Annotated in this window: 9 protein-coding genes; 5 read left to right on the top strand and 4 right to left on the bottom strand. The window is 52.3% G+C overall.

What is annotated here, in order from left to right; all coding sequences use genetic code 11:
* Positions 1 to 1,206: a SpoIIE family protein phosphatase gene (locus P8N76_19560; GenBank protein MDG2383880.1), complete on the top strand. Its 1,206-nt coding sequence runs from the start codon at positions 1 to 3 to the stop codon at positions 1,204 to 1,206.
* A gap of 162 nt (positions 1,207 to 1,368) precedes the next feature.
* Here the strand turns inward: P8N76_19560 and P8N76_19555 are convergent, their stop codons facing one another.
* The 3 genes from P8N76_19555 to P8N76_19545 form a co-directional block, all read right to left on the bottom strand.
* A complete protein-coding gene (locus P8N76_19555) occupies positions 1,369 to 4,677 on the bottom strand; it encodes a c-type cytochrome (protein ID MDG2383879.1) in 3,309 nt (1,102 codons plus the stop codon).
* A 155-nt stretch (positions 4,678 to 4,832) separates the two neighbouring features.
* On the bottom strand, positions 4,833 to 6,107 hold the full coding sequence (locus tag P8N76_19550; protein ID MDG2383878.1) for a hypothetical protein: 1,275 nt from the start codon (positions 6,105 to 6,107) through the stop codon (positions 4,833 to 4,835).
* Between the two features lies 1 nt (position 6,108).
* The gene (locus P8N76_19545; protein ID MDG2383877.1) at positions 6,109 to 7,305 is read right to left on the bottom strand and encodes a hypothetical protein; all 1,197 of its coding nucleotides are present in this window, start codon (positions 7,303 to 7,305) and stop codon (positions 6,109 to 6,111) included.
* Between the two features lie 30 nt (positions 7,306 to 7,335).
* Between P8N76_19545 and P8N76_19540 the strand changes: the two genes are divergently transcribed.
* On the top strand, positions 7,336 to 7,719 hold the full coding sequence (locus P8N76_19540; protein MDG2383876.1) for a hypothetical protein: 384 nt from the start codon (positions 7,336 to 7,338) through the stop codon (positions 7,717 to 7,719).
* On the opposite strand, the gene P8N76_19535 is transcribed toward P8N76_19540, so the two are convergent.
* Positions 7,716 to 9,107 (bottom strand): PEP-CTERM sorting domain-containing protein, encoded by a 1,392-nt coding sequence (locus P8N76_19535; GenBank protein ID MDG2383875.1) that lies wholly within the window; start codon positions 9,105 to 9,107, stop codon positions 7,716 to 7,718. The genes P8N76_19540 and P8N76_19535 overlap by 4 nt on opposite strands.
* Before the next feature lie 321 nt (positions 9,108 to 9,428).
* Between P8N76_19535 and P8N76_19530 the strand changes: the two genes are divergently transcribed.
* From P8N76_19530 to P8N76_19520, 3 genes are all read left to right on the top strand, one after another.
* A complete protein-coding gene (locus P8N76_19530) occupies positions 9,429 to 11,786 on the top strand; it encodes a serine hydrolase (GenBank protein MDG2383874.1) in 2,358 nt (785 codons plus the stop codon).
* Positions 11,787 to 12,049: 263 nt separating this feature from the next.
* Entirely contained in the window at positions 12,050 to 12,949 is a 900-nt protein-coding gene (locus tag P8N76_19525; GenBank protein ID MDG2383873.1) for an SgcJ/EcaC family oxidoreductase, read from the top strand.
* Between the two features lie 69 nt (positions 12,950 to 13,018).
* Positions 13,019 to 14,449 carry a hypothetical protein gene (locus P8N76_19520; protein ID MDG2383872.1) on the top strand — a complete coding sequence of 477 codons (1,431 nt, stop codon included), beginning with the start codon at positions 13,019 to 13,021 and terminating at the stop codon, positions 14,447 to 14,449.
* Positions 14,450 to 14,464 lie beyond the last annotated feature (15 nt).

Genomic DNA, 14,464 nt, shown 5'->3' with positions numbered 1-14,464 from the left:
ATGAATCTAGCAGCCCAAGCGACAAGTCTATCGGAACACAAAATCATTGTTTTACTGGTCGATGATCAACCAATCATCGGTGAAGCCGTTCGACGCATTTTGTCGGTAGCGGACGACATCACCTACCACTATTGCCAGCACGCTACCGAGGCTTTGCAAAAAGCGGCTGAGCTGGGGCCCACCGTGATCCTCCAAGACTTGGTCATGCCTGAAATCGATGGGCTTGATTTGGTGCCCCAGTATCGCACCCAAGCAGAAACAAAAGATACGCCGTTGATCGTACTGAGTACGAAAGAGGAGGCGGTGACAAAGGCCGAAGCATTCGCGCGGGGTGCAAATGACTATCTGGTCAAGATTCCAGATGGGCTGGAATTGATCGCGAGAATTCGATATCACTCTCGCGGCTACATCGCTATGTTAGAGCGACAAGCGGCCTATGAGGCTTTACAACGAAGCGAAGGTATCTTGCGCGACCAATTAGATAGCGCTGCAGACTATGTGATTTCGCTTTTGCCACTCCCGATGAAGTCGCCAATTTCTATCGACTGGAGTTTCGTGCCATCAGCCGCGTTAGGGGGAGACGCATTCGACTACCAGTGGCTTGATGACCGACGCCTGGCGATGTGTTTGCTTGATGTTTGTGGGCATGGGGTAGGTTCGGCGTTATTGTCCGTTTCCGTACTCAACACCTTGAGGTCGCGAACATTACCTGACACCAACTTCAAGGATCCATCGAGTGTGCTAATGCGCGTGAATCAAGCATTTCAAATGGATCGACAGAATGATTTGTTCTTTACGATGTGGTATGGAGTTTATGATTGTGAGACCAGGCAATTGACGCACGCAGGTGCGGCTCATCCCCCTGCGTTATTGATCGCGCCCGATGTAACTGATAATGACCGACTACGGGAACTTAATTCGTCGGGCCCGATGATCGGGATCGATGAGGACTCAACCTTCCCGTCACAAACCAGTGAGGTGCGACCTGGAGACCAACTTTATTTCTTCAGCGATGGGGTCTTCGAAATTATCAAGCCGGATGGAACGATGTGGACCATGGAAGAGTTCTTGGAGTTTATGAAGCAACCCATTGCGGATGGAACGACGAAATCAGAAGAACTGCTGACTTACGTTCGGGAATTGCAAGGCCGCGACGAATTAAATGACGATTTCTCGATTGTTCACGCAGACTTCGTTGCCAACTGATCAACGGAAAATCGCGGGATAATTCGTTATTTGCATCTGCAAGATGGCTGCGGCGAGCAGCGGATTAGCGAGCGTTTCTGGCAGCTAGCCCGTCAGCAGACGCGATTGTCGGGATTCATGCTGGATACCCGTCGCTAAAAATTCAAAACGAGTTGGTACCAGCTATCGGTTTGAGGCGCTCACATTGGGATTGGTAGGCAGTTCGAAGATCGAATTGTGAATGTTGCCCTCGAACTGTCGACCGTTGCTGCCTTTGAGTCTGTATTGAATTGACATTCCCCAACTGGGGGCAAGCTCGGGCAGGGTGAGTATTAGCGTGCGTCCGTCTTCACTGACAAAGACAGATTTGATTTTGAGTCCACGCTCGTTGTAATGCTTCGAGCCGTAATTGGGCGTTCTTCGCAAATCCCAGGCAGTCACCGAGTAGTTGGCCGGATTGGAGGCCGTTTTTCGATCAACCGGGTCAGCTAGTGTGATCGCGAGTGTTTGTTCGTAGGCGTTTAAATGAACAGGTAAGTGAGACGGTTTGCCCCGGTAACGCACTCGGTGAAAACACCCCGGTGCTTGTCGGCTTCCGGCCCAGGAAAACATTCCGCAGACAAACAAGTCATCCGTTTCTGGATGGAATCGACCACGAACCAATCCGGACGAAAACATTGGAATCGGCAGTTCGCACATGCCACCTTGCATGCGGTTGCCCACCTGTTGGTAGGGCACGATAAAGATCTTCCCGTAACCATAAGAGAGGTTTAGGAGTGAACCGCTGAGCTGTCCCCAGCTGCCTTTGGGGACCCACAATAACTCGGCTGGGGAACGATCGAAGGCATTCGTGATCCAACACAACGGCTGCTCCATCGCTTCATCGGCTGGATCGGTGGCGTCAGTGTATCCATACATGTTTCCGTAGAAGCCCCCTTGGGTGACCCGATTGATTCGGTTTTTGGGATTCCAGTGCCCTTCTTGATCGGTCACAAAGAACGAACCGTCGGGGTTGATGCAGACGCCATTTGCGGCGCGGAATCCAGTCGCAATCACTTCGGTCCGTTCCCCGTCGGCAGTGACTTTTAATAATGTACCGTGGTGAGGGACTACAGCGCGCTTCGCGTGTCGAGCGCTTTTGGCGTAATACAGATTGCCTTCTTCATCGGCCTGAAGGCCCATTGCAAATTCATGGAAATGTTCCGTGACTTGGTGGTCATTGTTGAAACACTCATAGTAGTCAGTTTCGTTGTCACCATTCAAATCGCGAGGAATCACAATTTGATCGCGACAGGTCACGAAGATTTGGTCGTCAATAATCTTAAGTCCGAGTGGCTGGAATAAGCCTGATGCAATTCTTTGCCAGACAAGTTCGCCAGACGCCTGGTCGACCCCGTTAATGATCCATACATCGCCATCCCAAGTGCAAAGGGCTGCACGTTTGCCGTCCTTGTAGAAGTCCAAGCCAGTAGCCCTTACCTGACAATTCCAAGGATTGTCAGTAGGCAACGTCAATCTGTCGACCGTGAACACTTTGTCGAATTCCGTTTCGATTTGAGTCGTAACTCGTTGTGGCCATCGAGGTGGTCCGCCCTTTGTCAGTGTGCGCAGGTCGATCAAGTCGGGCAGGTTGTTTTCATTGATGTTGATCGCTGCGCTTGAGATGAGCACTTCCACATTGATGGTCGCATCGCGGGCTGGGATGTCGATGACGATGAAGCCATCGCGTTGATCGATCTCCGTCTCGTCACTTCCCCGGACCAATACTGTGTTGCCTTCGGGTGCGACTCGCAAGCTGAGACGATGTGCTGCGGGTCCAATCGACAACTGTCGCGTGAAAATCGGTGCCTCGTCTTCGTTGCTCAGTTGGCCTGGCATTTCTAAGATGGCAGCGCCGCCCACGGAGTACGACAGGATGGTGCGTTGGCCGTGATGATACAGTCCGCGGTAGCGACCCCAATCGCGGGGAATTGGCCCATAAGGTCTGCCATCGCGGCCGACCGGTCGCGGATCGGTAAAGCTGCCGGTAAGCGGTTGTGCCCAACCCGGGCCGATTGGATTCTCAAAGTCGATTTCTCCCACCAAGCGATTGTGACAGCCATGCTTTCCATCGAATTGGATACAGCTGTAATCAATGAATCCCGTGCCACTCCAACCGGCCTGGACACTCAGCGTGTCGTGGTCAAAGACCATCCATTGGGCACCGCGTGAAATCCCGCCTGCGCCAGGATCCAAGCGTACGGCAATTCCCTTATAGGCAAAGTTTGGCGCTTCACCTGGGGCAAAGTACTCATCGGGATTTGCCCAGGGATCGCCTGCATTCGGACCACGGCCAAGATTCCATCCGACCCGTTCTTCGTCGCCCGGGTTATTTAATTGAATTTCGTACGTATGGATCAGCGAAGGTCCGTAGTCCATCACCACGTAAGGTTCTAGGCGAATGGGCTTTGGACCACGAGTCGTACCGGACGGCACGTTGGCCAAATAATTGGCATCAATGCCACGGTACAAACTGGGATTGCGTTTCTTGAAATAGGACTCACGCATGTAGTGAATGACATCATATTTTTGTTGAGGCACCATCCAGCGTTGCGACATCATCATGCCGTATCCATGAGTCAGTGTTTGGTAGAGCCGGTAGGGGTCGCTCCCGTTCTTCAACTTTCCCGTGGCAAAACGAGGAGCCGTCGGCAGAGATCCCTCTCGCTCGATCGTACCGTGGCAGTTCGCGCAGACGCGATTGTAGATCTTCTGTCCCCGTTGCAGTGATTCTGCGTCAAAGGTAGCGATCATGCCGCGATGATCTACGTCTTTTTCGTATTCGGGTAAGGGAGGCAATTGCGTCAGAGCGGCAGGCGGTTCGAGTTCTTCTGCACGTTTAGGGCCTTGTTCCGCAATCTCAATGACGTATCGGGCCAAATCGTAAAACTGTTGTCGAGTGCCAAGTTGATTCACAAGACCCTCGGGCATCAACGAAAGCTCCGATAAGGACCAGTCCTCGAGCTCCTGTTTGCGGAGTTCCATTTCACGACCATCGTTCGAGGCATCGCGGACAACCAAGCGATCGCCCCGATCGGCTGCCAGAATTCCGGTCGTTGAAATTCCGTCGGCAGTCAAGACCACGACGGTTTGGAACCCTTCCCGGATCTTTTTGGAGGGGTCCAGCATCGATTCGATCAAATGCGTCCGTACTACCTTCTCGTCATATCGAGACAGATTAGGACCCAGTAACGATGCCTCTCGACCTGTTGCATGACATTTCGCGCATTGCATCTGGGCCTGGTGGAACAAAATCGCGCCCCGTTGTGCATCACCCCGTTCCATCGCATCATCCACAAGCTGGGATTGGTCGATCGCTCGTAACTGATCGACCAGCAGCTTGCCGCTATTTTGTGCCGTTACCCGTTTCGTTGTCACGGAAAATAATGACAGCAGAAGCAACAGAGAGAAAAGCCAGGCGCGCGAGAGTCGTTTGCGATAAGAAATGCTCATTCGATGAATCAACTTCGGAAAGGTGATGGGGTGAAGACGCTGCGCGCAGGGAGAAAAGCTCCTCTGCCTATTCTCTTTGATGGCCCTGCTTTGCACAACCGTTTTACCAAAGTCCCTTGGGTGATTAGGCTGTGTAAGACAAAAGTCTCCAACGTTTAGCTGCGAGCAAACTGAGATTCGGCCGTCGGTTCATACCTTACGGCCAAGTGGGGTGTGGAAACGGTTACGCCGTTGAGGTGCTTGGATTCCAGGCAGCTTTCGAGCATGCCGCTCACTAGCAAAGTGCGCTCAACCGGATACTGCGACTTACCCGTTATCAACATATGTTCGACCCGATTCATCAGCTCTGCAGAATAGGTGACGTTGGGCGTGGGTGGCAGGTAAAAAAGTGTTGAAAGTTTGTGACTTCGTTGATTTTCATCGACAGCGTTGGCGGCGAAAGTGTAATCTGCCACAGCGCCGTTGAGCATCAGCAGGGTAGCTCGCGTACCGTCGATGTACTCGATGAAATAGGCGACCGGATCGTTCACCAACTCTTGCAACTGGCCGCTGCGAGTCAGATCTTGGGGTTTGGCCTCTGTGCGGCTGATTCCCTGCAATTCGTTACTGCGGGAGAGTGCCATTTCCAACAGGTCACGAGACCAGACTCCCTGTTTGCCCGTTTTCCAGACTTGTTCGCCAACAACGACCTGAACCGACTTCACTCCCGTTTCGCCTCCACGCCGCCGCTCGAGCATGCACTGCATGGCCTCCAGTGCATGAAAGTCCATCGCGTCGGATCCGCCACAGCCCACCATGAGTGCCTCGCGTACTCGGCAATTTGCTGGCATTTCAACGGAGGGTAAACGCCAGGTGACTGGCAAAGACGAACCGGCCATCAAAGGGAATGAAAGCTGATGAGCGTTGTCCACCATTTGTTTGGCCAAGTCGAAACGATAAGACAAATGCTTGTCATTGAAAACCGGAACCGAGCGACCATCTTTTTCGAAGACGTTGACGATTTGCTGAAAGAATTCGCTGCGAGGATAAAGGATTTGCCCTTTTTCGTTGCGAGGATATTCTCCGTGTTCAGCAATCAGCAAAACCCCATCGACTGCCAGTTTATCAGTGCCTTGTCGCAGGGCTTGATCGATGGTCGGGTAGATTTGAAAACCAAACTCAGCAGCACGTTGCTCTGACAGGTCGCCATCCGGTGTTTGATCGACATAAGCGGCGACCACTTGGCACTGGGGATGGTGCCATTCGCCTTCATGAGGATAGCCGACAAGGAAGCGATCAACCATGTGTTGGGCATGCGATTGGAAATGCCATGCCGTCGTTACGACCGCAATTTTTTGTTTGCGACCTTCGGCAGCTTCGTTGTTGCCAGTCAGCGTTGTGGCCAGCGTTGTGGCCGCAGTGGTGCCAAGAAAAGCACGACGCGTATACATGTTAGGTTCTCCAGTAGGTTGACTCGTCTGCTGGCTGATAGGCGAATCGCAGGTGGGGTGTCATGATCCGACGCTGCCCGCGGAAGAGGGAGTCAACGCCGGCTGCGGTTAGTCCTGTCGTAAGCAGAGTCCGCTCGATCGGATAAGCGGGTTGGCCGCTCTGGAAAAGTTTCTCAATATGATTAACCTGAGGGCTGAAGAAATTCTGCAAATCGTAATACGGCAGAAACATCAGCGTTGACACGGGTTTCGGCTGCGATTCAATTTTCGCTGCAAAGGTGAAATCACTGACCAATCCGTCCGCCAGTAACATGGTCGCCTTCAAGCCATCAGCATATTGAAAGCGATAGGCAACCGGATTTGGGTGTTGAGCACGAAGTTCGGCCAGAGTTGGAAGACGATGGCTGTATGTGTCACGCGCCGATTTGAGTTTGTGGCTTCGGCTTAGGCAGCCTTCCAGCAACTGAGGGTCCCAGCCGCCCGCATCCCAGGACTCTGTCGCCATCGCATCCCAAACGGCTTTGCCCTTTAATGCGTGCATGGAAATCACACCCGTTTCTCCGCCTACCCGTCTTTCTACCATGGACTGAATCACTTCTAAGGCGTGAAAGTCGTAAGAGTCAGGCGAGCCCAAGGCGACACTCATGACTTCCTTGACTTTGGCGTCTCGTGGGATTTCGAGTTCTGGTAGCCGGCGAGCTAATGGAAGAGATGAGCCGGCGAGGAGTGGGAAATTTAATTCTCGCGCTGTGGCGACCATTTCTTCTGCCCATCTCCAATTCCATGAAAGGTGCTTGTCATTGAAAACGGGTACGGATCTTCCACTGTCACGAAAAACCGAAGTGATCTGCTGGAAGAGCTCGTAACGCGGATATAGCCGCTGTCCCTTCTCGTTGGTTGGATAGTCGCCATGTTCACCAATCAGCAGTACACCGTCGACAGCCAGGGAATCACCACCGCGCGTTAAGGCCTCGGCCACCGTAGGATAGATTTTTAGCTGGTCGAACTCGCGTTCGCGATCTCGACTAAGATCGCTTTCCGGACATTGGTCCGTGTACATCGATACGATCTGCATGGCGGGCCGATGGTGCTTGCCATTCCAGCCATAACCATAGAGAAAGCGATCAACAATATGTTGAGCGTGGGAATACTTGCGATACTCTGTCACAACGGCGGCAATATTGAGTGCACGTGTCATTGCCGAATTGTAACATGATTCGTCAGGAGCGTGACAAGAGTCGTCGTCATTCACAACAACCTAACCTGTGGATTCGCAGAGGTGGATGGAGTGGAATGTCACCTGCGAATTTCTTGGATTGAACGGAGTGGTGCGCTACAACCAGCTGCGTTGGAGATGATTCAAGCAGCGAATAGCAAGTTGCAATTAATACTTGTTGCCTTCACAGCGGTGCAGCTTTGCGTGGAAAGTGACCAAAAAAACACGCCAGCTCCAAAGCTGGCGTGTTTCATCATCATCATTGATCGGAGGGGCAATCCGCCGCCGATCGTTGTTATTCACGCTTTTCGTGCAAGCAGTTTTGACGAGAGCTTGTCCGAACAATTTTCAATCGCCACATGGATGGGGCGATACTTGATCAGGCAAAACGTTTAACGTCGACGACGGACGAACCCCAGAATACCGATCAAGAGAAGTACGAAACTGCTCGGTTCGGGGACCGCTGCTGCCGCACGCACACCCGCTTCGTAACCAGCGTCTCCAAAGGCTGCGACGAAATCGCTGGAATTGAACTCGCTGTCGCCATTCCAATCGCCTGTGGCCCAGGTTGAATTGCCTTCCAAATCGTCTTCATACTGGCCAGCCGTAAAGACTACAACGAAGTCGGTCGAATTGAATTCGCCGTCAAAGTTTGAGTCACCAATCCAAGTGCCGAGAACATCGTGCACGTAATCGGCACGCTCGGTAGGATCTGTTAATGAGCCATCATCGAGGCGAACGGTTGGATCCAGGCTTCCGACAAACTGCAGTTTTCCCCAGGTGCCTGTATGGAACAAACCGGTTGGAATTTCGGCTTCCAGGTCGCTGCCCACGATTTCGTTTTGTGTCCAATCCGTCCAGAAGATTCCTGCACCGCCCATTCCGGGATCAGGATCATCGGGATCATCTGTGTCGCGGAAAAAGATTTCGAAGCCCATGTCATGATCAGGAGTGAAACCGTCGACCAGGTTGAAAGGAACAACCCATTCGACTGCGTATCCGCTCAATGCGGCATCGGGATTGGCAAGCACTTCAGGATTTTGAGCGCCCGCTTCGCCCAAATTGGAATACTGCTCCAGAGCAATGTCTTTGCCGCCGACCGAGCTAAGATCAGTCTCTCCGCGGATGTCGAGATATCCTTCCTTGATAATGTCCGGATCACCGCCACGTTCTAGATGTTGCTCGGCGCCACCTTCGAAAAACTCATTGACACCAACAGTCAGTTGGAAGTCATCCGTGTTGGCTGTGACTCCTAAGTCTTCTTCATCGAATTCGGTATCAAAGTTCGGGAATGCGGCTTCGTCCGCTGGATCATCACTGTCGCCTTTGGCGTCAATGAAGATTTCCAATCCGTCATTTAGGAAATTTGAAAAGCCGCCTTCGTCACGTGAGCCATTCACCTCGTCGTCAATGAAAACACCTAGTCCGTAAAGGAAATTTTCATCGTAACCAAAGTAAACGGACGCCCCGAATTCTGACAGAGACTCAGGATCCCAGTCAGCAGCAATTGAACCATTGAACCCAGCGATTCGATCTAATTCCCAAACGATATGATCGCCGAAAGCATCTGTTGATTCGTTCTCTAACGCTTCGGGATAAACGGGCTGCCGCGCCACGGTCGTGTAGCTTGCGAGCGGCCAATCATCGAATTTTCCGTCAATGGTAATTGAACCCGATTGAATGGCGGGTACCAATACGGTTCCCTTCGGGCCAGCTGACACTTCGGGAATCAAAATAGCGAAGGAAAAGACAGCCCCAACGCATAATGCGAATTTAATTCTCATTTGTCATTCACTTTGCAAAATAAAACATGATGTTAAGTAGGCGTTTTCGTCCTTTTTGCCTCACACAACGAGCGGGTTCCTGTTTGAGCGATTGGTGTTTGAGCGATTGCTGTTTAATGCGGAATCGTCGCTGACTTGCGAAAACGGACATTTGGAATGCACGCCGATTGTGGTTGAATAGGTTCCAATAGTCAAAAAAATACTGCGTTTTCAGAGATTTGTCGCAAAATTACGGTTGGCTGTCTCGTTATTCAGGGAAATGCATCGTAGAAGTGATCTATGCGAGGTCGTTAGGCTGACTTGCCAAGCGAGAGGTCAATCATGAAATTTGTTTTATTCCTATTGTTGTTGTTTCAGTTTCCGCACTCGTTGGTTTGCGCTGGAGATAATGTTGCTGTATCGGAGGCTTATCAAAAGCTTCGTGACCATCTGTGTGGCATCATTCAGGCCGAAATCAAGGGGAAAGGGATTCCGTGTCTGTCTATTGCAGTTGTTTCTGGTAAGGAGATCGTATGGGCAGAAGGATTCGGATTTTCTGATGCTGAGCGGACGCAGCCAGCCACTGCGCGAACTGTCTATCGTGTTGGCTCCGTGTCTAAGTTGTTGACTGACCTTGCCATCCTGCAATGTGTTGAACAAGGCCAGGTGAACCTTGACGCGCCTTTGACGGATTACGATCCGGATTTTGCGCCGGCAAATGTGTTTGGGGTTCCGATCACTTTACGGCAGTTAGCATCTCATCGCGCTGGTCTTGTTCGTGAACCACCGGTAGGAAATTATTTCGACCCAACGGAGCCTTCGTTGTTGGCAACGGTGCGTAGCTTGAACCAAACTAAATTGGTCTATCAGCCATCGACTCGGACAAAATATTCGAATGCGGGTGTTGCCGTGGTGGGCCATGTCCTCAGTGAGGTTACTCAACAGCGTTTCGAGAAAGTCATTTGGGAAAATGTTCTGCAACCGCTTGGTATGACGGACAGTCGTTTCGCCCTAAATAATTCACTGCGGGAGCGTTTGGCTGATGCCCAGATGTGGACACATGATGGTCGTAAATTCGCTGCTCCAACCTTTGAACTAGGAACCTCTCCGGCGGGTAACCTCTATTCGACGGTCATTGACCTGAGCAAGTTTGCGGTCGCCTTGTTCAACGAAGGGCGTGGTGAGCGAGGCCAATTGTTGACCTCTGAATCTTTGCAAGAGGCAATGAAGCCTCAGTCCGATGAGTCCGATGGATTTGGGATCGGTTTCCATATCTCAGAATTTCAGGGGCAGAAGTTAGTGGGGCATGGCGGTGCTGTCTATGGGTTTTCGACGCAGTTTTACGCTCTGCCTGAAAGTGATTTAGCAGTTATCTGTGTCGCAGCCAAAGATTTAACCAACGGCGTGGTCCGACGTGTCGCGCGTCATGCATTGAGCGGTGCTCTGCAAATCGATCAGGAGGAGTTTGCTGTTTTTCCAACCACCACGGCGATCCCGATCAGTCGTGCCCGATTGCTGGATGGCACGTATTTGCGAGAGGGCTCTGATCAACGAGTAGAATTGCGGGAGTCGAACGGGCGGCTCAGCATGATTGGTTTGGAGTTGCAACGGGAGATACGAGCCCAAGGTTCAGATTTGGTCGCCGATGATGTGTTTGGTTTCGGACCAAGGTTGGAGCGAATCGATGACGATACGTGGAAGATGAATCGACAGTTCTATCGTCGTGTGGAAAACAATGATGCGCCGGCGCGCTTGCCATCACGCTGGGTACGGCTTGTGGGTGAATACGGATGGGACCATAACACGCTCTTTATCTACGAACGTCATGGGGAACTGTGGTGTCTGATCGAATGGGCCTTTCATTATCCTTTGAAAGAAATTCCTGCGGATGCAGATTCAGCAACTAGGCGGTTTCGTTTTCCGGATTACGGTCTCTATCAGGATGAGGAAGTCGTTTTTGCTGTCGATCAGCGAGGGGATGTCCTGCAAGTGATTGCCGCAGAGGTGACATTCGAACGACGCCTTGTCGGGCGAGTTGATGGGGAAACGTTTCGCATCACGCCCAGGCAGCCCATTGCGAAAGTGCGAGAGGTCGCGACGAACGCAACCATGCCGGCAAAACTGAGGCAGGCCAACCGCAAACCTGATCTGGTTGACGTGACTTCACTCGACAGTTCAATCAAGCTTGATATTCGTTATGCGTCGAACAATAACTTTATGAATGCTGCGTTTTACAAGCAGCCACGAGCCTTTTTGCAGCGCCCTGCGGCGAAGGCGCTGGTTGCCGCGCATTTATGGTTGAAGGACAAAGGGTACGGATTGCTCATACATGATGCTTACCGTCCGTGGTTCGTGACGAAAATGTTTTGGGAAGCAACACCATCTCATCAAAAAATCTTTGTCGCAAATCCGGCTAACGGCTCACGGCATAATCGAGGCTGTGCGGTGGATCTAACCCTGTACAATCTGAGTAACGGTCTTCCGGTTCCCATGGGCGCTGGTTACGACGAGTTTTCTCCACGATCCTTTCCCGATTATCCCGTGGCTGACAGTCGAGCTCGCTGGCATCGAGAATTGCTCCGCGATGCGATGGAGCAGGCGGGCTTCACGATTTATAAGTTTGAGTGGTGGCATTTTGACTACGGAGATTGGCGGGAATACCCGGTTCTCAATCAGTCCTTCGAACAAATCCTTCCGTGATTGGGACAAGTTACGGTCCAGCGTTCGGTGAAGCCACGAACTCGGGACTTATCAGCAAATATCTCTCAAATTGATACGATTGCGCCACATGGCAGGCATCTGTCTCCCCCCGGATAATTCATCCGTGGAAGTCGAGTCCCGGCTGGAAATTCCCGCTAAAAGTGCAAGACTGTGTAACCCGGTTTGTTTTGCTTTGCGGAAGTATTATGGGGCTTTCGTTTTGATTTAACGCGCGGATGCGTATGCTCGAGAGGAAATTGACGATGAAACAGATGATGCTGGTTGGTCTTGGAATCATTGGAGCCGTTAGCGGCTTGACGCAGGCGTGTAATGCCCAACAGGCGAGTGGGGACGAGGCAGCGATTCGAAACGCCATCGCAACCTACACTGAGGCATTTAACAAGGCAGATGCAAAATCCATTGCTGCTCACTGGTCGCCCGAGGGCGTCTACACGAGTCGTCTCTCTGGCGACGCCATTGTTGGACGCGACGCTTTGGAACAGGAGTTTGCTAGCCAGTTTGCAAAAATCAAGGGAGCAAAGCTCGCTGTAGCGGTCGACTCAATTCAATTTATCTCACCTAATGTTGCTCTCGAACAAGGTGCGGCTGCCCTGGTTCTCCCGAATCAACCTCCCCGCGAATCCGACTATAGCGCGGTCCACGTCAAACGCAATGGAAAGTGGTTGATCGATCGGCTGACGGATGAAGCGACGGAACTAATGCCCTCGCATTACGAAGAGTTAAAAGCGCTCGAGTGGTTGATCGGCGACTGGACCGATACCGAGGGACGCGGAACAATCACGACCGAATGCTCGTGGACTCGAAACAGAAATTTTATCACACGTTCGTTTGCTGTCACCATTGAAGGTGCTGTTGAGTTGACTGGCATGCAATTCATTGGTTGGGACCCGAATCAAAAACAGATTCGCGCATGGACATTTGACTCAGATGGTGGGTTTGCCGAAAGCAATTGGCGGCAAAATGACGGGAAGTGGATTGCGCAAACGGTTGCGACGCTCCCTGACGGTCGACGCGGTTCATCAACCAGTGTCTTCCGACCCATCGATGAAAATCGATTCGGTTGGCAGAAAATTAATCGGTTGGTTGATGGCGATATTCTTCCCAATGTGGGTGAAATCGAAGTCGTGCGCAAGGGATCTTGAGCTTGATTTAAGATCACTTAATCGGACTTCCGAAATAGAATCACGAGAGATAAAGAAGGCTTTGATGCAATGAGATTGGTAACGAAAAAAAAATGGTTGGTGACGCTGCTTTGTGTTGGACTTGCCGGGGCGCTTGTTGCTGAGAACGTTGAGGCGAGAGGTCGTGGCGGTGGCGGTGGCGGTGGCGGTCGAGCTGGTGGCGGTGGTGGAGGCGCACGATCGTCAGGCGGACGCTCCCCTTCGATGAGTCGCCCAAGCAGCCAGCCCTCTGCGAGACCATCGGGCGGCAGCCGACCCAATACGAGTAGCCGACCCACACCGAACACGGGCAATCGCCCAAAGCCCAATACGGGCAATCGGCCGACTCCGAATACGGGCAATCGGCCAACTCCCAACACGGGCAATCGGCCGCAGCCCAACACGGGCAATCGGCCGACAGCCGGCGGAGGTAACCGGCCCGGAAATAAGCCTAGCCGATCTGACTTGAACAATTTTTTAGACTTGAAGGGTTCTGGGCCGTCGACTCGCCCCGCCGCAGGTGTGGCAGGTGGCGCTGCAGCGGGTGGTGCTGCTGCGGAGTTTCTGAAGCAACGTCCGACCGATGGGAACCGACCGTCAACTCGTCCAGCGCCACAACCGGGGCAACGTCCCAATGCGGGAGATCGGGTTCGCCCTGGCGAGGGAGATCGCGTCCGACCTGAAGATCGTGATCGGGTTCGCCCTGGTGAGGGAGATCGCGTCCGACCCGAAGATCGTGATCGCGTCCGACCCGAAGATCGTGATCGCGTCGGACATCGACCTGAGCGAGTTGAAGATCGGCAAGCTTGGCAGGAGCATCGTCGTGATCACATCAATGACGTTCGCGACTACGCCCAAAGACATCCGAATCATTATCGAGGCTGGTACAACAATCAGTTCTGGCACAACCATCCTTGCCGCTGGAATTTTGCGCCCGGCACGAATTGGTGGCGCTGGGCGACTTGGGGTGCCGTCACCGGCTGGGTGACTTCGAGTTGGGGACAGCCCGTTTATTACAACTACGGTGACAATGTTTACTATGAAAACGGCGATGTCTACCAAGATGGTCAGGTGGTTGCCACTACCGAACAATACGCGCAGCAAGCCCAATCGTTGGCAGAAAGTGTTCCGGATGTGAAGCCTGACGACGCTGAATGGATGTCGCTGGGTGTGTTTGCATTGACGAACGCTGGGGAATCGACGGGAACCGATCCAACGATCTACCTGCAATTGGCAGTCAGTAAACAAGGGATCATTGCTGGTACCATCCAAAATACGGCAACCGACAGTGTCCAGAATATTGAGGGCATGGTTGATCCGAAATCGCAACGAGCCGCTTGGGGAATTGAAAAGAAGGCTTGGCCTATCATGGAAACCGGAATTTCAAACCTTACTCAAGACGACGCACCGGCTTTGTTGCACTTCGAGAATGGTGAAACCCAACAATGGCTGCTGGTTCGTATGCAGGAGCCAGAAGCTTAGGTCGAGCAACAGTAG

The sequence above is a fragment of the Pirellulaceae bacterium genome, from assembly GCA_029243025.1.
Taxonomy (GTDB): Bacteria; Planctomycetota; Planctomycetia; order Pirellulales; family Pirellulaceae.
Note: the sequence above shows the minus strand (reverse complement) of the source record. Positions and strands in the feature narration are given on the sequence as shown.

What these genes read in the sequence shown, in the direction of transcription:
- P8N76_19525 (MDG2383873.1), top strand. Translation starts at nt 12,050, where the DNA reads ATGAAACAGATGATGCTGGTTGGTCTTGGAATCATTGGAGCCGTTAGC.
- P8N76_19535 (MDG2383875.1), bottom strand. Translation starts at nt 9,107, where the DNA reads ATGAGAATTAAATTCGCATTATGCGTTGGGGCTGTCTTTTCCTTCGCT.
- P8N76_19555 (MDG2383879.1), bottom strand. Translation starts at nt 4,677, where the DNA reads ATGAGCATTTCTTATCGCAAACGACTCTCGCGCGCCTGGCTTTTCTCT.
- P8N76_19560 (MDG2383880.1), top strand. Translation starts at nt 1, where the DNA reads ATGAATCTAGCAGCCCAAGCGACAAGTCTATCGGAACACAAAATCATT.
- P8N76_19520 (MDG2383872.1), top strand. Translation starts at nt 13,019, where the DNA reads ATGAGATTGGTAACGAAAAAAAAATGGTTGGTGACGCTGCTTTGTGTT.
- P8N76_19545 (MDG2383877.1), bottom strand. Translation starts at nt 7,305, where the DNA reads ATGACACGTGCACTCAATATTGCCGCCGTTGTGACAGAGTATCGCAAG.
- P8N76_19550 (MDG2383878.1), bottom strand. Translation starts at nt 6,107, where the DNA reads ATGTATACGCGTCGTGCTTTTCTTGGCACCACTGCGGCCACAACGCTG.
- P8N76_19530 (MDG2383874.1), top strand. Translation starts at nt 9,429, where the DNA reads ATGAAATTTGTTTTATTCCTATTGTTGTTGTTTCAGTTTCCGCACTCG.